At 64.3% G+C, this 17463-nt stretch carries 20 protein-coding genes; 6 read left to right on the top strand and 14 right to left on the bottom strand.

What is annotated here, in order from left to right:
• The first annotated feature begins 72 nt into the window (after positions 1-72).
• Both nth and HSR6_RS05320 read left to right on the top strand, forming a co-directional pair.
• A complete protein-coding gene (gene nth / locus HSR6_RS05325) occupies positions 73-723 on the top strand; it encodes an endonuclease III (protein WP_070364927.1) in 651 nt (216 codons plus the stop codon).
• A gap of 73 nt (positions 724-796) precedes the next feature.
• On the top strand, positions 797-1537 hold the full coding sequence (locus HSR6_RS05320; RefSeq protein WP_158514139.1) for an NAD(+)/NADH kinase: 741 nt from the start codon (positions 797-799) through the stop codon (positions 1535-1537).
• On the opposite strand, the gene HSR6_RS05315 is transcribed toward HSR6_RS05320, so the two are convergent.
• Positions 1534-1788: an MTH865 family protein gene (locus HSR6_RS05315; RefSeq protein WP_070364925.1), complete on the bottom strand. Its 255-nt coding sequence runs from the start codon at positions 1786-1788 to the stop codon at positions 1534-1536. The genes HSR6_RS05320 and HSR6_RS05315 overlap by 4 nt on opposite strands.
• A 92-nt stretch (positions 1789-1880) precedes the next feature.
• Between HSR6_RS05315 and HSR6_RS05310 the strand changes: the two genes are divergently transcribed.
• Entirely contained in the window at positions 1881-2945 is a 1065-nt protein-coding gene (locus tag HSR6_RS05310) for a polyprenyl synthetase family protein (RefSeq protein ID WP_071933041.1), read from the top strand.
• 3 nt (positions 2946-2948) lie between these two features.
• On the opposite strand, the gene HSR6_RS05305 is transcribed toward HSR6_RS05310, so the two are convergent.
• Entirely contained in the window at positions 2949-3428 is a 480-nt protein-coding gene (locus tag HSR6_RS05305) for an SRPBCC family protein (RefSeq protein ID WP_070365929.1), read from the bottom strand.
• 82 nt (positions 3429-3510) lie between these two features.
• Here HSR6_RS05305 and coaBC point away from each other — a divergent pair, with 82 nt between their 5' ends.
• Positions 3511-4659 (top strand): bifunctional phosphopantothenoylcysteine decarboxylase/phosphopantothenate--cysteine ligase CoaBC, encoded by a 1149-nt coding sequence (gene coaBC / locus HSR6_RS05300; protein ID WP_071933040.1) that lies wholly within the window; start codon positions 3511-3513, stop codon positions 4657-4659.
• Here coaBC and HSR6_RS05295 read toward each other — a convergent pair.
• From HSR6_RS05295 to HSR6_RS05255, 9 genes are read right to left on the bottom strand one after another with little or no spacing between them, the layout of a single operon-like run.
• The gene (locus HSR6_RS05295; RefSeq protein ID WP_070364922.1) at positions 4651-6390 is read right to left on the bottom strand and encodes a Na(+)/H(+) antiporter subunit D; all 1740 of its coding nucleotides are present in this window, start codon (positions 6388-6390) and stop codon (positions 4651-4653) included. The genes coaBC and HSR6_RS05295 overlap by 9 nt on opposite strands.
• Positions 6390-8069 (bottom strand): proton-conducting transporter transmembrane domain-containing protein, encoded by a 1680-nt coding sequence (locus HSR6_RS05290; RefSeq protein ID WP_071933039.1) that lies wholly within the window; start codon positions 8067-8069, stop codon positions 6390-6392. The genes HSR6_RS05295 and HSR6_RS05290 overlap by 1 nt, the downstream gene beginning before the upstream one ends.
• A complete protein-coding gene (locus HSR6_RS05285) occupies positions 8066-9547 on the bottom strand; it encodes a monovalent cation/H+ antiporter subunit D family protein (RefSeq protein ID WP_070364920.1) in 1482 nt (493 codons plus the stop codon). The genes HSR6_RS05290 and HSR6_RS05285 overlap by 4 nt, the downstream gene beginning before the upstream one ends.
• On the bottom strand, positions 9540-9899 hold the full coding sequence (locus tag HSR6_RS05280; RefSeq protein WP_070364919.1) for a cation:proton antiporter subunit C: 360 nt from the start codon (positions 9897-9899) through the stop codon (positions 9540-9542). Before HSR6_RS05280 ends, HSR6_RS05285 begins: the two co-directional genes overlap by 8 nt.
• Complete coding sequence (locus HSR6_RS05275; protein ID WP_070364918.1) at positions 9896-10354, bottom strand: MnhB domain-containing protein; 459 nt, start codon at positions 10352-10354, stop codon at positions 9896-9898. Before HSR6_RS05275 ends, HSR6_RS05280 begins: the two co-directional genes overlap by 4 nt.
• Positions 10351-10887, bottom strand: a complete 537-nt coding sequence (locus HSR6_RS05270; RefSeq protein WP_070364917.1) for a DUF4040 domain-containing protein — start codon at positions 10885-10887, stop codon at positions 10351-10353. The genes HSR6_RS05275 and HSR6_RS05270 overlap by 4 nt, the downstream gene beginning before the upstream one ends.
• On the bottom strand, positions 10887-11195 hold the full coding sequence (mnhG, locus tag HSR6_RS05265; RefSeq protein WP_070364916.1) for a monovalent cation/H(+) antiporter subunit G: 309 nt from the start codon (positions 11193-11195) through the stop codon (positions 10887-10889). The genes HSR6_RS05270 and mnhG overlap by 1 nt, the downstream gene beginning before the upstream one ends.
• Complete coding sequence (locus tag HSR6_RS05260) at positions 11192-11470, bottom strand: cation:proton antiporter (RefSeq protein WP_198400441.1); 279 nt, start codon at positions 11468-11470, stop codon at positions 11192-11194. Before HSR6_RS05260 ends, mnhG begins: the two co-directional genes overlap by 4 nt.
• Positions 11470-12579 (bottom strand): monovalent cation/H+ antiporter subunit E, encoded by a 1110-nt coding sequence (locus tag HSR6_RS05255; protein WP_071933038.1) that lies wholly within the window; start codon positions 12577-12579, stop codon positions 11470-11472. Before HSR6_RS05255 ends, HSR6_RS05260 begins: the two co-directional genes overlap by 1 nt.
• A gap of 315 nt (positions 12580-12894) precedes the next feature.
• Between HSR6_RS05255 and hpt the strand changes: the two genes are divergently transcribed.
• Positions 12895-13449: a hypoxanthine/guanine phosphoribosyltransferase gene (hpt, locus tag HSR6_RS05250; RefSeq protein ID WP_070364913.1), complete on the top strand. Its 555-nt coding sequence runs from the start codon at positions 12895-12897 to the stop codon at positions 13447-13449.
• Here the strand turns inward: hpt and HSR6_RS05245 are convergent, their stop codons facing one another.
• Positions 13450-13926, bottom strand: a complete 477-nt coding sequence (locus tag HSR6_RS05245) for a GtrA family protein (protein WP_071933037.1) — start codon at positions 13924-13926, stop codon at positions 13450-13452.
• Positions 13923-14684, bottom strand: coding sequence for a glycosyltransferase (locus tag HSR6_RS05240; RefSeq protein ID WP_070364911.1), 762 nt, complete (start codon positions 14682-14684; stop codon positions 13923-13925). The genes HSR6_RS05245 and HSR6_RS05240 overlap by 4 nt, the downstream gene beginning before the upstream one ends.
• A gap of 102 nt (positions 14685-14786) precedes the next feature.
• Here HSR6_RS05240 and HSR6_RS05235 point away from each other — a divergent pair, with 102 nt between their 5' ends.
• Complete coding sequence (locus tag HSR6_RS05235; RefSeq protein ID WP_071933036.1) at positions 14787-17144, top strand: DUF2298 domain-containing protein; 2358 nt, start codon at positions 14787-14789, stop codon at positions 17142-17144.
• Here HSR6_RS05235 and HSR6_RS05230 read toward each other — a convergent pair.
• Positions 17113-17379, bottom strand: a complete 267-nt coding sequence (locus tag HSR6_RS05230) for an HAH_0734 family protein (protein WP_070364909.1) — start codon at positions 17377-17379, stop codon at positions 17113-17115. The two genes, HSR6_RS05235 and HSR6_RS05230, sit on opposite strands and share 32 nt — an antisense overlap.
• Between the last annotated feature and the right edge of the window lie 84 nt (positions 17380-17463).

Below are 17463 nucleotides of genomic sequence, written 5' to 3'. Positions count from 1 at the left end.
ACCCGCGCACTAAGTACTCGCGATCCACGGCCCGTGTCGAATCGCTCAAGGCGACCCACGAGAAGTTCGCCTATGGGCATCCCGCGGGACTCTCGAAGCGAACAGGCGGCTGTCGTCATCGACCGACTGCGCGAGGCGTACCCGGAGGCGACGATCTCGCTCGACTTCGAGAACCGCCTCGAACTGCTGATCGCGGTCGTGCTCTCGGCTCAGTGTCCGGACGAACGGGTCAACGAGGTCACCGAGACGCTGTTCGAGCAGTACCGAACGCCGGCAGACTACGCCGCGGCCGACCCGGATGACATCGCCGACATCATCGGTTCGTGCACCTACCCGAACAACAAAGCCGAGTACCTCGTGGGCATCGGCGAGCAACTACTCGCGGAACACGACGGTGCGGTGCCGGACTCGATGGACGAACTGACCGATCTGCCTGGCGTCGGGCGAAAGACCGCAAACGTGGTGTTACAACACGGCCACGACACCGTCGCGGGGATCGTGGTCGATACCCACGTCCAGCGTCTCTCGCGCCGGCTGGGACTCACGGACGAGGAGCGACCGGAGAAGATCGAAGCCGACCTGCAGGAGATCCTGCCCGAGGAAGACTGGAAGCTGTTCACTCACTGGTTGATCGCCCACGGCCGGGCCGTCTGCACGGCCCGCTCACCCGATTGTGAGACCTGTTTCCTCGAAGACATCTGTCCGTCCTCCCGATTGGAATAGCTGCCGCACCCCGCAGCCTTTTGCCCGTCGGGGGCGACTCCCCGTTGATGGCCAGGGGGCGGTATCCGTGCGCGTGACGATCGTCGGGCCGGCGGAGCGCGTACCTGCGGGAATCGAATCCGGTGGAACAGCCGATATCGAGCACATCCAGCGCGTTTCAGCCGAGGATCCACCGGAGAGCGATTTCCTCGTCACCGTCGGCGAATCGGCCCTGCTCTCGGCCGTGACGGCGGGGGTCCAGGTGCCAATCGTGCCAGTCGCCGTCGATGCGGGGCTGCCGACTGTTTCCCTGCCCGACCTGACGGCCGCCATTTCGGCCCTGGTGGCTGGTGAGTCGACCATCGAGACAGTGCCGACGATAGCGGTCTCACTGGGCGAGAACACCTATCGCGCCCTGATGGATGTCATGGTAGTGACGGCGGAGCCGGCCCGAATCTCGGAGTTCCGGACCCGCAAAGTCGAAACCGATGTCGTGGTCGATCAGGTCCGAGCCGATGGAATCGTGGCCGCAGCGCCGGCCGGAACTCCCGGGTATGGAACGGCTGCGGGCGGTCCGATTCTCGATCCGGAACTCGATGGCCTCGCAGTCGTGCCAGTCGGTCCGTTCCGGACCGAACGCCCGCAGTGGGTGTTGGCCCCACCGATCGAGTTCGAGGTCGTCCGCGAGTCGGTCCCGGTCTCGCTGGTCGTCGATGACGACCCGGTCGAGCGCGTACCGGCCGGAGCGCCGGTGAAACTTGACTGGGGCGAGCCGGTCGAGATCGCCGTCCTCGAAGAGACGATCCCGCCGCTCGCGAACGACCCGGAGAACTAGATCTCGTCTTCTTCGCGCAACGCGTCCATGATGTCATCGACCAGGGACTCGACGTCTTCATAGGGGAAATCAGCGTGGGAGCCGAGCTTCGAGGCCAGCTCCATCACGGAGAAACTCACGCCGCCGGCCTCGAATTTCGTCCGGGGACCCTTCGGGAGGGCCGGAACGAGGTCCATCTGTCCGGTAACGGGGTACTCCGCGTCCTCGAAAGCCGTTATGAACTCCTCGCGGAGTTCGGCTTCGGTACTCATGGTCGTGAGTTTATGGGCGGCCAAAAAAGGGTTGTGCATCGCCGGGTGACCGGAACTCAAGTTTTTTAGTCTCACCCAGTCACTCCCGACACATGCGGGACGCGTTGACCGAGTGGCGGGAGCCGATCGATCGGGAGATCGAACAGCTCCTGCCACGGACGATCACCGAGGAGACGTTGGCCGACCTGTTCGGGCCGCCGCGATACGAATACGATACTGAGGCGATCGCGCAGGCCCTCTTCGAACCAGTCTGGGATCTGCTCGATCGGGGTGGCAAGCGCTGGCGACCGGTCCTCTTTCTCGAACTCGTGGACGCTTTGGGGGAGGATCCCGAGCAGTATCTCCCCTACGCCACGATCCCCGAAATTCTCCACACCGGGACGATTATCGTCGACGACGTGGAAGACGACGCGACGTTACGTCGGGGCGAAGAGGCGATTCACCTCCGCTATGGAACCGACATCGCGTTGAACGCCGGGAACGCGCTCTACTTCGTGCCTCTGAAGGTAATCTCGGCGAATCCCGGAGACCTCGATCCGTCCCAGCAACTCGGGATCTACGAGATGTTGACCTTCGAACTGAACCGGACCCATCTGGGCCAGGGCACGGATATCGTCTGGCACAACGAGAGCGAGATCGACATCACCGAGGCCCAATACCTGGAGATGAGCGCCTGCAAGACCGGCTGTCTGGGGCGGATAGCGGGCCGCCTGGCCGCACTCGTGACGGACAGCTCCGATGCTGTCGAGGATGCCTTCGCCGCCTACGCCGAGTCCCTCTCGATCGCCTTCCAGATCGGCGACGACGTCCTCGACGTGAAACACTCACTCGATCAGGCCGGGGAGTTCGGCAAGGCTTTCGGAAACGACATCCGGGAGGGCAAACGCACGCTGCTCGTGATTCACGCCCTCAAAAAAGCTGACCCGGCCGATCGGGACCGCCTGGAGTCGATTCTCACGGCCGAGGAGGTCACCGACGAGGAGATCGAATTCGTCCTCTCGATTCTCCAGGAGACCGACAGCGTGGAGTTCGCCCTGGAAACCGCCGAACGGCTCGCTGCCGACGCCCGCTCACAGCTAGGTGAAGTGGACATCGATCCCGAGGTGCAGGCCGAACTCGAGGATTTCACCCGCTACGTGATCGAACGCGATCGTTGAATCCTACTCGATAGCTTCGGATTTCGGTCGATCGTCCACCGCTCTCGCGATTCGATCCAGCACGCGCTTTGCTTCCGACTCGATCAGATCCGTCGCTCGATCCCGAACCCAGTCCAGGGAGACGCCAAACGGCAACGAGACTGCATCCGAACCGAGCGAGTCCGGGTCGTAGGCGACCTGAAAGTGGAGCTGTGACCCGTCGGACCGCTCTTCGACGACCCAGCGACCCTCGGCCTCGAGATCCTGTGTGATCGTCCAGTCGATCGTATGTGGTGGCTCACACGCGGTCACCTGGGCCTGGGTCTCGTAGGCGAGTTTCCACCAGCCGAACTGGAACTCGTACTCGGTCGCCCGCGTATCCGCGGTCGCCGAAACCGACTGCAGGTACTTCGAATAGCGTGGGTAGGCCTGGAAGTCCCGGACGGTGTCGAACACCACCGGAGGCGGCTGGTTCAGGTCCCGAGAGACAGCGATCTCGTTCACGATCGATCGTAGTCGGGCCCGGCAGAAGAGCGTGCCGCCCACATCGCCCAGGTTTATCCCCGTCCCCGTCGAATCACGGACGATGCTCGACGGGACGAACGTGGCACTGGGAGTGACCGGAAGTGTCGCCGCCGTGACGGTCGTCGAACTGGCCCACGAACTCCGGCGTCGCGGGGCGACGGTCCGGGCGCTCATGACTGAATCCGCCCAGGGGATCGTCCACCCCGATGCGGTCACCTACGCGACGGACGAACCGGTCGTAACGGACCTGACAGGGGCCGTCGAGCACGTCGAGCTCTGTGGGAAAGACGGCTGGGCGGATGTTTGCCTGGTGGCCCCCGCGACGGCCAACACGATCGGCAAGATCGCGGGTGGCATCGACGACACCCCCGTGACGACTGGGGTTACCACCGCTCTCGGGGCCGGAATTCCGGTCGTGCTCGCACCGGCGATGCACGAGGGGATGTTCGATCACCCAGGGGTCGCACGCAACATCGAGACGATCGCAGAGTGGGGCGTCTCGGTCGTTCCACCCCGGATCGAGGAGGGCAAGGCCAAGATCGCGACGGCCGATACGATCGCGCTCGAAACGGCTCGGGCAGCGACTGATTCGCCGCTCACCGGCTCACACGTGGTGGTCACGAGTGGGGCCACCGCGGAACCGATCGATCCGGTCCGGGTCCTCACGAATCGCGCGAGCGGCCGAACCGGCCGGGCGGTCGCCCGTGCCATCTACGTCCGGGGCGGATCGGTCACACTCTTGCACAACGGAGGGTCAGTTCCTTATGCCGAAGTGCAGTCCGTCGAGACGGCCGCCGAGATGACCGAGGCGGCCCTCGAAGCCGCCGAGGACGCGGACGCCTTTGTCTCTGCGGCCGCGATCTCGGACTACACCGTCGACCCCGCCGCCGAGAAACTATCTTCCGGCGAGTCGCGCACGCTCGAACTGGAGCCCACACCGAAACTGGTGGACACCATCCGGGATTCGTACCCAGATCTCCCCATCGTCGGGTTCAAAGTCGAGAGCGATCGAGACACACTGCTCGATGGAGCCCACGAACTCCTTGACCGGGTGGACATGGCCTTCGTCGTCGCGAATCACGTCGACGCGATGGGCGGGCCGGAGACCGCAGTCGAATTCGTCTTCGAGGAGCGAACGGCACAGTTCGAGGGCTCCAAAACCGCTCTCGGCGAGAAAGTGGCCACCGAACTGGCAACCGTCCTAGAATAGGAGTCCGAGCAGGACGCCGCTCAGTACCACGACCATCAGCGCGATGCTCGCGGCGATCGTCGCCCGCAGGCTTCCGGGTCGGAACTCACGCTCCACGCTGGTCGCCCTGACACGCAGCCAGTTAAGTACCGGATACGGATGGGAGAGCCGTCGGGCGATGGCATAGGCCCCACCGGCAACGACACGATCCACGGCTGCATACAGTTCGGTGAGCCCCCGGACCAGTCCCCTCGTCCCGTAGAACATGACGGGGTTGATGATCGCATCCACGTCCGGCACGTGGGCGATCCTGGACAGCGGCTTTTTGACGACTGCGAAGCCGACCAGCCCCAGTGCTGCCAGAATCAGCCCTTCGAGAATATGACTCGGGGCGAAGGTGTGGGCGTGGGCGGTACTCCCGGGCAGCACTGCGAAGAGAGTCTGTGGGAAGAGGCCGAACAGCACCAGCAGTGCGGAGACGCCAAGCATGGCGACCCGCTGGCCCCAGTTCGACCAGTCGACGTCCCACTCCCGATCCAGATCACGGAAGAAGGCATAGTAGCCGAACTTGATGAAGGACATGAACGTGCCCACACCGGCCGCCATAAGCAGGTAGTAGATCACCGTGAGGTGTTCCTCGTGGGCCGCGACGGTGAGCAGGCCCTTGCTCACGAAGCCGTTGAACCCGGGGAACCCGGAAATCGAGAGCGCGGCAATCGTGAACGCGAGTGCCGTAAAGGGCAGGTGCTTGGCAAGCCCGCCCAGATCGTCCAGACGCTCGGTTCCGGTCCGGGCGATGACCACGCCGGCAGTCATGAAGAGCAACGCCTTGTAGAGGATGTGGTTGAACACGTGAGCGAAGGCCCCGGCCGTCGCCATCGCCGTCCCGATCCCGACGCCGGCGACCATGTATCCTACCTGAGACTGGATGTGATAGGAGAGGAGGCGTCGCATGTCATGTTGGAACAGCGCGTAGATGACACCGATCATCGCCATCGCCGCGCCCATGTACGCGATCGCGATGTGGCCGTCCGGGAAGGCCCGGGCCAGGCCATACACACCGGTCTTCGTGGTGTAGACCGAGAGGAAGACACTGGCCGCGATCTGGGGCCGCGGATAGGTGTCCGGCAGCCAGGCGTGGAGCCCGACGAACCCGACGTTGACGCCGATCCCGACCGCGGCGAGCGCCGTCGGAATCCCGGCCACGAGCCCCGAACTCGCACTGAAGAGGAACGAGTCGACGACGGTGTAATGCCAGACGACTGCTGCCATGAGCAGACTCCCGCCGAGCCCGTGATAGAAGGCATAGCGGAAGCCGGCTCGAATGGCCTCACCGCCATAATCCCAGACCAGCAGCGTGCTGGTGACGGCCATGAGCTCCCAGAAGAACACCATCGTGAGCCAGTCGCCGGCGAAGACGGCCCCCAGACTGGTGCCGACATATCCCAGGGCGAAAGCCGTCTGTCGGTTCGATGCCCCTGAGGAATACGAGTAGAGGACTGCGGCGGCCGCGATGAGGCCGAAGATGATCCCCATGAGCCGGGAGAGGGTATCGACCTGGAGCAGCACCGCCTCGAAGCCCAGGAACCGAACCGGGAGATGTACTCCGGCGGGAGCGAGAAACGCCCAGATCGAGGCCCCACCAGTTGCGAGCACGCCCAGGGCATGTCCCAGACGTCGCGGGAGGAAGGGAAGGGCGATTGCCACGGCCAAGACCACAACGGCCGGCGGCACACTCGTCATCGGATCCATCAGAAGGCCACCCCCGTTGCGTTCTCGACGATCTGCTGGATCAGTTGCAGGAAGATCGCCCCTTCAGGATCGATTCCGAGGACGACCGCCCCGGTCGCAGCCACGAGAATCGGTCCGATCATGAACCACGTACTCTCGGCACCGAGCGCACGGCGTTCCCAGCCACCTGCTGGCGGGCCGCCATGGTGGTCGTGGTCCTCGTGGTTGTCGGCTGTCGCCTCGTGGGACTCACTACGAGTGTGATCGCTCGGATTTCGGTCCACGGCCAGCCCATCGGCCGTGCCGCCGTCGGCGCGAGCCTGTTTCCCACCGAACGGCCCTTCGATCACCGGTTTCGAATCGGCATCCGCCGGCGTCTGGAAGAACGCCTGGTAGACGATGGGCCAGAAGTATCCGATATTGAGCAGCCCCGAGAGCAGGAGCACGAGCACGAACACCGTTTGACCGGCGTCAAGACTCCCGATGAGGAGATACCACTTGCTCACGAACCCGGCCACGAGCGGGAGCCCGGCCATCCCGACACTCGCCACGGCGAAGGCGATCATCGCCAGGGGCATCCGGCGGCCGATCCCGGCCATGTCGCTGATGTCGTCGGTATGTGTTTCGACGTGGATCGCCCCGGCCACGAAGAACAGGGTGAGTTTCATGAACGCGTGAGCGGGGATGTGGAGCAGGCCACCGACCAGTGCCGCCGGCGAGAGCAGGCCCAGTCCCAGCACGATGTAGGATAGCTGACTGATCGTCGAGTAGGCCAGTCGACGCTTGAGATTGTCCTGGCGCAAGGCGATCACGCTCGCGGCGACGATGGTGAAGCCGGCGACGGCCGCAAGTGGCAGGCCCAGTCCGAGTTCAGCCATCGGTTCCGGACCAAACACGTCAAGCACGACCCGCGCGATGGCGAACACGCCGCTCTTGACGACTGCCACGGCGTGGAGGAGCCCCGAGACCGGAGTCGGCGCAACCATCGCGTCGGGGAGCCAGGAGTGGATCGGCATGAGCGCGGCCTTCACGCCGAAGCCGACCACCAACAGCGCAAACGCGACCCGCCCGATGAGCGGGTCGGCGGTCGCCAGACCCGTGATCCCACCAGGTGTAAAGGTCACCGTCCCGGTTGCGACGTAGATGAGCGCGGTCCCGGCGAGGGCCGCAACCCCACCGCCGAAGGTATAGGCCAGGTACTTTCGCCCGGCCGTCCGGGCTTCCTGGGTCTCGTCGTGGGCGACGAGGGGGTACGTCGCAACTGTGAGGAGTTCGTAGAACACGTAGAGGACGATCAAGTTGGCCGCAAAGGCCACACCGACCGCAGACGCGATGCTGCCAGCGAAGGCCGCGAAGTACCGGGTCTGGGAGAGTTCGTCCAGGCCGCGCATGTACCCGATGCTGTAGAAGCTGGTGACCAGCCAGAGGAAACTCGCGATGAGGCCGAAGACCATCCCGAGCGGGTCGGCCTGCAGGACCAGCGAGATGCCCGGGACGAACGCCCCGAGGTCGGTCGTGGGCACGACACCCTGGAGCACCGTCGGCACCATGCTCGCGACCGTCCCGAGTGTGGCGAGCGCGGTCGCGATGGTCGCTGTTTCGCGAACGTTCGGTCGCGAGCCAGTCGCCACGATGGCGAACAGGCCCGCAAACGGGATCAGGACTGCCAGCAGCGGCAGCAACGAGGATTCAGTTGTCATGTAAAGTACACCTCCATCACCGGCTGGAAGACGTCAATGAGCTCTGTGGCCCAGAAACCGAGCCCAACCGCCGCGAGCGCGGCGACGACGACGATGGTTCGCAACAGGACCGACACGTCCTCGGGGTGTCCCCCGTCAGCTTTGACCGACTGATCGGTGTTCGTAATCGATTCGGTGAAGTAGAGCCGTTCGAGCAGGCGTCCGAAGTACCCCAGCGTGAGCAGGGCACTCGTGACGACGATCACGGCGACGATCCACTCTCCGGCCTGGACTGCACCCATGATGATGTTCCACTTCCCCGGGAAGCCGATCGCCGGGGGAACCCCGACCATCGAGAAGGCGAGCACCCCGAAAGCGGCACTCGTGATCGGGTAGCGAGTTCCCAGCCCTGAAAGATCCTGAACGGTCTTCACGCCCGCACCCATAGCGAACACGCCGACGGCCAGGAAGAGCCCAGCCTTCATGACACCGTGGCCGACGAGGTGGATCAGGCCGCCTGCGAGGGCCGTCTCGTTGCCGATGCTGACCCCGAGGACGACCAGGCCGAAGTGCGAGACCGACGAGTACGCGAGCATGCGTTTGAGGTCCCGCTGAACGACCGCGAGCACAGCCCCGACGATCACGCTGATGCCAGCCGCGGCCAACAAGGTGTCACGAGCTATGGGCACCGCCGCCAGGAAGTCCACGGTGAAGACGCCGTAGACGATCCGGAACAGCGCGTAGGCCGCCGCCGTGGACACGAGTGCCGCGATGTGCGCACTGATCGTGTGGGGTGATTCGGCGTACGCATCCGGCTGCCAGGTGTGAAGCGGGAACAGCGCCACCTTGACACCCAGCCCCACCACGATGAGTCCGAACGCCGCGAGGATTAACGGCGACGTGTAGCCGACCTCGGGGATGGAACTCGCGAGGTCGGCCATGTTGAGCGTACCGGTCGCCACGAGCAGGTACCCGACCCCCAGGAGATAGAACGAGGCCCCGATCGTCCCGACGATCAGGTACTTGAGACTCGCGTACGCGGCAGCGGGCGAACTGTCACTCGCGACCAGCGCGTAGGTCGCCAGGCCCGTGATCTCCAGGAATACGTACAGGTTGAACACGTCGCCCGTGGCGACGAGCCCGGAGAGGCCGGCCGTGAGGAAGGCCAGTTCGCCGTAGAACGAATCGCCCTGCGGACCGGACCTGAAGGAGTAAAGCACCACGGCGAGGGTAACCGAGGCGATCAGGACCAGCAGTGGTGCGGAGACGCCATCCCCGATCAGTTCGATCCCGAAGGGCGGCGCATACCCCGCGACATCATAAGAGAACGCACCCGCAGTGAGGACTTCTTCGAGGACCAGCAGGGAGAGGGCGACCTGCAGGACCGCCATCGCGAGTGCGATGTACTGCCCGCTTCCCCGGATGAACAGCCCGATTCCGAGGGGCAAGAGCGCAGCCACGATCGGTGCGACCACCAGGAGGACAAGCGCGTCAGTCATCGGCTTGCACCTCCCGGATCACCTGTTCGTTTAACGATCCGTAGCCGTCGTAGATCCTGACCACCAGGGCGAGCCCCACCGCTGTGAGGCTCACCCCGACGACGATGGCTGTCAGGATCAACACGTGCGGGAGCGGGCTGACGTAAGGGCCCGGCCCGTGCGTGCCGATCGCCGGCACGCCGTCGAGGACGAACGCGCTGCTGATGAAAAACAGGAAGATGCCGACCTGGAAGACGTTCAGGGCGACGATCTTCTTCACGAGGTTCGGGCTGGCGACGACGCCATAGAGACCGACGGCGAGGATCACCATTGCTGTCAGGTACGTGTAATGCGAAGCGAGCAGTTCGATCACGCGTTCTCACCTCCGTTCTCGTCGAAGTCGTGACCGGCGGCGAGGCTCATGAAGAGCGAGAGGATGACGCCGAAGACGATTGCGCCGATTCCCAGCTCCACCAGCTCGATACCGTACTTGGTCCCATGATGGAACGCGTACGCCTCGTATTCCAGGAACCGGTAGCCCAGTGCCATCGGGACCAACCCGATCAACACGAAGGTCGCACCGCCGGTCCCGATCAGAATTCTGGCGGGGCGGTCGGTGATCCAGTCACGAGTCGGCTCGATGCCGTAGGCGAAAGCGACGAGTATCAGACTCGCCGCCAGGATTACACCGCCCTGGAACCCGCCACCAGCCGATTCCGCGCCGTGAAGCATCACGAAGAGCCCGTACGTGAAGGCAAACGGGCTGATGATCCGGACGGTCGTCATGATGATCGTACTCTCGACGTAGGTCGGGATTCGTTCACTCATACATACACCTCCCGGCGGAGGACGAGCAGCACCGCCATCCCCGCCGCGATGACGACAACGGCCTCACCCAATGTATCGAACCCACGGTAGGCCGCCAGGACCGCGGTAACGACGTTTTCGACGCCAGTTTCGGGTGTCGCCATCTCCAGGTAGTACCTGGTCACGTCACCAGCCACGACCGCGGAGTCGGGGGCTCCAACTCGCGGAATCGAGGGTATCGTTAGCGAGATCGTGCCCAGAAACGCCAGCGCGAGCGCGGCCGGACCCCATCGGATTCGTTCGAAGACCCGCTCGCCGGCGGGGCGGACCGTCTTCACGATCGTCACCAGGAACAACACTGTGGTCGCCCCGGCTCCGACCGCTGCCTCGGTCAGCGCCACGTCCGGCGCGCGGAGCAACACGTAGACCACCGCAGCCCCGAAGCTGAAGCCCGCAAGCGCGATGATCGCGCTGAGCACGTCCCGCAGCGTGACCGAGATGACCGCCGAAATCATAACGAAGACCAGTAACGCGAGGAAGAGTGAGAACTCCATCAGTCCTCACCCTCCGTCCACGGTTCGATCTCCTGGTCGTAAGCGGCTCTGGTGATCGCGTGTGCGGCAGTTGGGTTCGTGATGAACATGAACAGAAGCAGGAAGACGGTCTTGACCGTCGCCACGTCCGCCCCGAAGACGAGTGCCACGCCGGCAAGCGAGAGGACCGTCCCGAGCGTGTCACTCTTCGAGGTCGCGTGGGCCCGCGCGTAGAGGTCCGGTAACCGGATAATGCCGACCACGGCGACGAAGGAGAAGAACACCCCCGCCGCGACGAGCAGCACGATCAGATACTCCAGCGGCGTCATAGCACACCACCCCGCTCGACGATGAACTTGGAGATCGCGACGCTCGCGAGGAAGTTTAGCAGCGCGTAGACGATCGCGATGTCGAGGAACGCGGGTCGATCGAGGGCCGCCGCGAGCAAGGCCAGAACGACGACCGTGCTCGTACCGACCCCGTTGATCGCGATGACGCGGTCTTCCATCGTCGGCCCGCGGGCCACACGGTAGAGCAGTGCCACCGCGAACAGCACGATCGCCACGGCGGCCCCGAGCAGCGCGGTATCAAGCGTCAGACCCATCATTTGCGCTCACCCGCCGTTAGCAACTTCCCACCGTCAGCCCGGGGCGACTGATCGGGCTCCTCCTCGAAGTTGGGCGTGAATGTCTCGATGGCGCCCCGTGAGACCGGCGATTTCAGCTCCCGACCGCTGGGCCCCCAGAAGACGTATCGGACCGCCCGTTCCAGGTCGCCCGACGCGAGGCCGTCCCGGGCAGACTGGTTCAACGAGTGGACGAAGAGACTGTCGTGGCGCACGTCCACCGTGAGCGTCCCCGGCGTGAGCGTGATGCTGTTCGCCAGCGTCGTGACCGACATGTCACCCCAGACGGCGGCTTCGAAGCGCTGCATGCCCGGATCGATGGGCAGTCGGGGATGCAAGATGATGTACGCGACCGTCAAGTTCGCCTTCGCGATCTCCCAGAGCAGGTAGGGGACGTAGGTCGCCATCCGCCCGAGACGGGCGAATAGCGTGGTGATCGACTGGCGGCCAGTAACCGCAATGCTTCCAAAGATCGCGGCGACCAGCCCGGCAGCCAGGGCGCCGGTCAGGAGGTTGAATTGACTCAGCGAGCCGGCGATCAGGAGATAGAACCCGTAGGCAGATCCGAAGACGATCCCCGTCTTCGAGAGTGTCGCACGGCTCGGGAGTGGAGTCCGCTGGGCCGGGCGGGTTACCGGCGCTTCTTCGACAGTGAGCACATCGCCCGACAGCGCCGTCTTGAGCGGCGCGAGCATCGGTGCGCCACCGGTCGGCACGTACTCGGGATCCAGGATAACCCGATCAAGGTCGTTTTCCGCGGCGTAGTGCTGAAGGACGGTGGCGTAATCGTCGGGGGAGAACAGGTATCGATCGGCCCCGACGGTATCAGTGACGACCTCGACGGTTCCGTCCACGTCTTCGAGGTCTTCCCGAGCCCAGACCGCGACGCGTTCGAGCAGTTCCTGGGCGTCCTCTGGGACGGCCTGGGTCCCTTCGACCGGCCGCCACCGAATCGGGTAGACGAAGTGAATTGCTCGGGCCTGGCTGGGCTCACCTTCAAGGCCCTCTCGAACGGCGTGGGCGACGGTGTTTCGTAACGTGCTGGAGTCCCCGACCGGAACGAGAATACGGGCACTCGACTCAGCCATATGTCACCCCCATACCACTCGACAGGCGGCATCTCAATCGTCGGAGCATCGTACTATGCTCCCCTTGCGAATGGGAGACAAAACCATTTCCGCTCTTCGTCCGACGGGCGAAATCCAATCGTAACGGCATGTTGAACGCCGAAACGGACCGTTTTCCCGTGCAAAACATAACTTCGGATCACACCGCTGCCCGCAGAAGGCCCAGACGAATTCTCGGAGTATTGAAATACAGTCTCACTGCTGGTCGGGTGTTGGCACACCGATCAGGGGGACTCGAACCGCCACATTTTATTCCCGACCGTGGATACGGGCGACATGGATCAACTCGAACGGTCGCTTCTCGAGGCCCCGATCATCCAGAAGGGCGATTACCAGTACTTCGTCCACCCGATCAGTGACGGCGTGCCGATGCTGAAACCCCAATTGTTGCGCGAGATCGTCATCAAGATCATTCGGAAGGCCGAACTCGAAGACGTCGACAAGATCGTCACGCCGGCCGCGATGGGAATTCACATCTCGACGGCCGTCTCGCTCATGACGGACATTCCACTCGTGGTCATCCGCAAGCGCCAGTACGGCCTGGATGGCGAAGTCGCACTCACCCAGGAGACGGGGTACTCCGAGGAGGAGATGTACATCAACGACGTTTCCGAGGGCGACCGCGTGCTGGTTCTCGACGACGTGCTCTCGACCGGTGGCACGCTCCGGGCGATCATCGAGGCGCTGGAGTACATCGGCGCCGATGTGGTCGACACGGTGGCCGTGATCAAGAAGGCCGGCCCAACGGAACTGGACGAGACCGGTCACGACGTGAAGACCCTGATCACCGTCGAAGTCGAGGACGGGGAAGTCGTCATCGTCGAAGAGTAATCACCGGTGGACCCGCCAGGTGATCAGGCTCTCGGCCACGTAGTTGATCGTCATGCCCACACCGATACCGATCACGTTCGCGAGTGTGGGCCAGACATCCGCGCCGGAAACCTGGAGCGTGATCTCGGTCCAGGCAGTCAGCACGTACAGTGTCGTGAAGGCCACGGCCAGGCCACCGAGCCGAACCGTGTGTGACTTGAGATAGCGACGCCCCGTCAAGCGGATCCCACGTTCTCCTTCGCCGGCGAAGGTAACCCGATCGTTGAGCAGAAACATGAGCGAAATCGACGCTTCGGCCCCCACGGCTTTCGCTCCGAGCGGTGGGACCGTCGCCAGGCCAGTGAGCAGGAAGACGATGATCGTCTCCAGGCCCGCGCCTGCCAACCCCACCGAGACGAACTGCCCGATTCTGGCCCCCGAGGCGAGGGCCCGGGTTCTGGCCTGAACCGCCTCGACAAACGCTTCTATTCCAATCATCTGTTCCGATTGATCAGTGGAACCTGCTCGGTTCGACCACTGGCGACCGGTTCTGTCCCCGCCCCCAGGCGTCGAGCACGGCGTCTGGTCGCCACGAGCGCCCGCAGCAGTTCCGGCACTGCATCGGTCGTCGTCACTGTGGAGTCCGGGTGATCGATCCAGGTCACTGGGACCTCCCCGATCGTGTACCCCAATGTGTCTGCCATCGCCAGGACCTCGATGTCCCAGGCGAACCCCGGCTGGTAGAGATGCGGGCGGATCGCTTGCCAGGTCTCTCGGGTCATCGCCTTCGCTCCACACTGATAATCCCGGAGGGACACATCGAGCAGACGACGAGCCAGCCAGGCAAAGACATCCCCGAGGTGCTGGCGAAATACGGTCTGGTGGGACTGTACGTCGGCGTCTGGGTGTCGCCGGGACCCAGCAGCCAGGTCGACCTCGCCCAGACGTACCTGGTCGATAACGTTCCGAACAGACTCGGCAGGGGTGCTTCCGTCGGCGTCCGCGAAGGCCAACACGTCGGTATCCAGTGCCTCGAACCCGTCGGTGAGGGCCTGTCCCTTCCCTCGTCGACTTTCGACGGTGTTGACCGTCGCCCCCGTTGCTTTGAGTTCCTCCACCGTTCGTTCGTCCGGTTGGTCCAACTCCACGCGCAGGACCGCCGGGTCGATCTCCGCCTGAAGCGCCCCGAGATATGTCACGAGCACGGAGCGGTCCGGCCGATAGGCTGGAACCACGACGCCGACGGACCGACTCATTTCTCGGAAGTCTCCCACCCAGCGAGTAAAAGGGTTCGATACCCGTCGCCGAGTCGGTGTGGTCCACAAGGTGTATAGGGGAATCCAGTGGAATCTCCCGATGTGGAACTGGGCATCGTCCTCACGTGGCTGGTCCTCTACCTGGGGCTCGGAGTCCTGGCGCTCCCGCTTGCGAGTCAGCTCTTCGAGGACTTTCCGGACCGTGGCGCGGGCCTCGCGATCCCGGTCGCCTTCGCGGTAATCGCCGTTAGCACCTACTGGCTCGGCCAGGTCCGGTTCGGCCTGGTGACGGCCCTCTTCGCCGTGCTTGCCCTCCTGACTGGTTCGGTTTTGGCGCTTCGAAGCGGCGTCTCGATCGACCGGTCGCGGTTTCGGGATGCCGCGGTCGTCTTCACGCTCGCCTATCTCCTCCTGATCCTGATCCGACTGTACCGACCCGGGGCCGTCCCCGGCGGTGGCGAGAAGTTCCTGGATTTCGGCCTGCTCGCCTCCGTGCTCCGGGCGACGGCCCTGCCGCCACAGGACATGTGGTTCGCGGGCGAGTCGGTGCAGTACTACTACGGGGGACACATGCTCGCCGCGGTGTTCGCCCTGCTGACCGACACTGCCCCGCGATTCGCGTACAACACGGCGCTCGCGGGCTACTACGCGGCCTACGTCACCGCCGCGTGGGGCCTCGCCGGTGCGATCACGGCCCACCGGGGTGGGTCGTATCGACTCGGTGGTGGGATCGCGGCGTTCCTGGTGGGCCTCGCGAGCAACCTCTCGACACCGATCCGGTTTCTCGGCTGGGTGCTTCCCGAACCGCTGGGTCGCCGGCTCGTCGAGGGGGTGGGGCTCGAATTCGCGGGCCTCGCTCGGGGCCCCTTCGAGTTCAACTACTGGTTCGCTAGCCGAGTGATCGACGCGGGCCGCGAACCGGGCGAGTGGGAACTCATCACCGAGTTCCCGTTTTTCGCGTTCCTGAACGGGGACCTCCACGGCCATATGATGAGTCCGGTGTTTCTACTGTTGGGTGCGGGTCTGGCGGCCGCCTACTGGATGCGACCGGCTGCAGACCGCCGTGGACGACTCGGTCGGCTCCTCCTCGGGGCCCCTGTCGGTGGGCTCCTGGTGCTTACGAACACGTGGAGTGCCCCGGCAGTTTTCGGGGTGGCGTGGCTGACCGTGCTCTTCGCCCCAGCCGCTCCCTGGACGCTCCTACCTGACGGTTGGGCCGAACGAATCGGGACCTGGACGGACACAAGCCGACTGCGAACCGAATCGGCACGACTCGGCCTCGCGCTGGCGATCGCATCGCTCCTTGCCGTGGGTGGCGCGCTGACCGTGTTTCCGTTCCTGACAGGGGCCGCATCGGGCCGGTCCGTCGGGCTACTCCCGACCCCACGAAGCGACCTGGGCGGGCTACTGACCGTGTATGGGGTCTTCCTCGCCCTCACGGCCAGTTATCTAGCCAGTCGAGTTCGCCGGCGGATCTGGGTGGTCGCGTTCCTCACATCCCTCGTTCTCCTGCTCGTGAGCACGCTCGTCCGAGCGAGCGCTGTGGCTCTCTTCGGGCCGCTTCTCCTGGGCGGCTGGTACCTGCTCCGGACGCGAGAGGCGGGTTTCGAGACCGTCCTCGCCGTCGGCGCGCTCGGCCTGGTACTCCTCGTGGAGTTCGTCTACGTGATCGAACAGGCCGGTCCCGGACGGATGAACACCGTCTTCAAGATCGCCGCGCAGGTGTGGGCACTCTGGTCAGTCGCAGCCGGAGTGATGCTGACTCGTCTTGTCGGCTCTGCAGGACCACTCGCGTGGATTCGGGGGACGGTTCGGGGAGTTCGTGATCGGTTTCGATCGTGGCTGGCTCGTGGTGAACAAACCGCGAATAGGAAGGCGGCCAGCCCCGGGACCAACGAAGGCCGACACAGACTGGCGAGCATCGGCCTCGTCATGTTACTTCTCGCGCTCTCGATTTACCCCGCCTTCGGGCTGGCATGGGCGGTCGGTGGTGGGACAGACGATCCGACACTCGACGCCCACGCGTACATCGAAGCCGAGCATCCGGAGGAGGCCGCGGCAATCCACTGGCTCCGCGACCAGCCTGGGCAGCCAACGATGGTCTCCGCCCCCGGGACCGAAATCTACCGATGGGTGAACGCTCCATCGAGCATGACCGGCATCCCGACGGTCGCCGGCTGGTCACACGAGGTCGGGTATCGTGGCGAGGAGCCGTACTGGGATCGGGTTCGGGACGTAAGGATCATCTACGAGACGAGCGAGCCCGAATCGAGAGCGGCGTTGCTCGGGCTGTACGACGTGACCTACATCTACGTCGGCCCGACCGAACGGGAACGATTCGGGACGGTCGACTACGGGGAAGAATCAGGTATTCACACGGCGTACACGGACCCGAACGTGACGATCTACCGGGTCGATCTCGACGCGATCAAACAGCCAGTTCCCCAGCCCGCTTCTTGACCTCGACATCCTCGGCGTCGACGGCCTCCACATCCAGGAAGTGCGGGATGAAGTTCCGCTTCTCGAAGTCCTCCTGCTCGCTTTCGTCACCGCCGATACACCACAGCTGGACGCGGTCCGGCCCGTGCCAGTCACCGTTCCGGGTGACCTGGAAGAGCGTGTACTCCTCGCCGTCGACCTCGACGATGCCGTCCTTGCGCACGCCCGGGTCGCCGTGGATGATGAGCCGCTTCATGACTTTGTCTTCGACGGACCGGGGAGTAAACGTTTCGAAGCCGCCCCAACTGCAGGCCGTGGAACCAAACGCATTTTAACTCCC

It is taken from the genome of Halodesulfurarchaeum formicicum, from assembly GCF_001886955.1.
Classification (GTDB): domain Archaea; phylum Halobacteriota; class Halobacteria; order Halobacteriales; family Halobacteriaceae; genus Halodesulfurarchaeum; species Halodesulfurarchaeum formicicum.
Note: the sequence above shows the minus strand (reverse complement) of the source record. Positions and strands in the feature narration are given on the sequence as shown.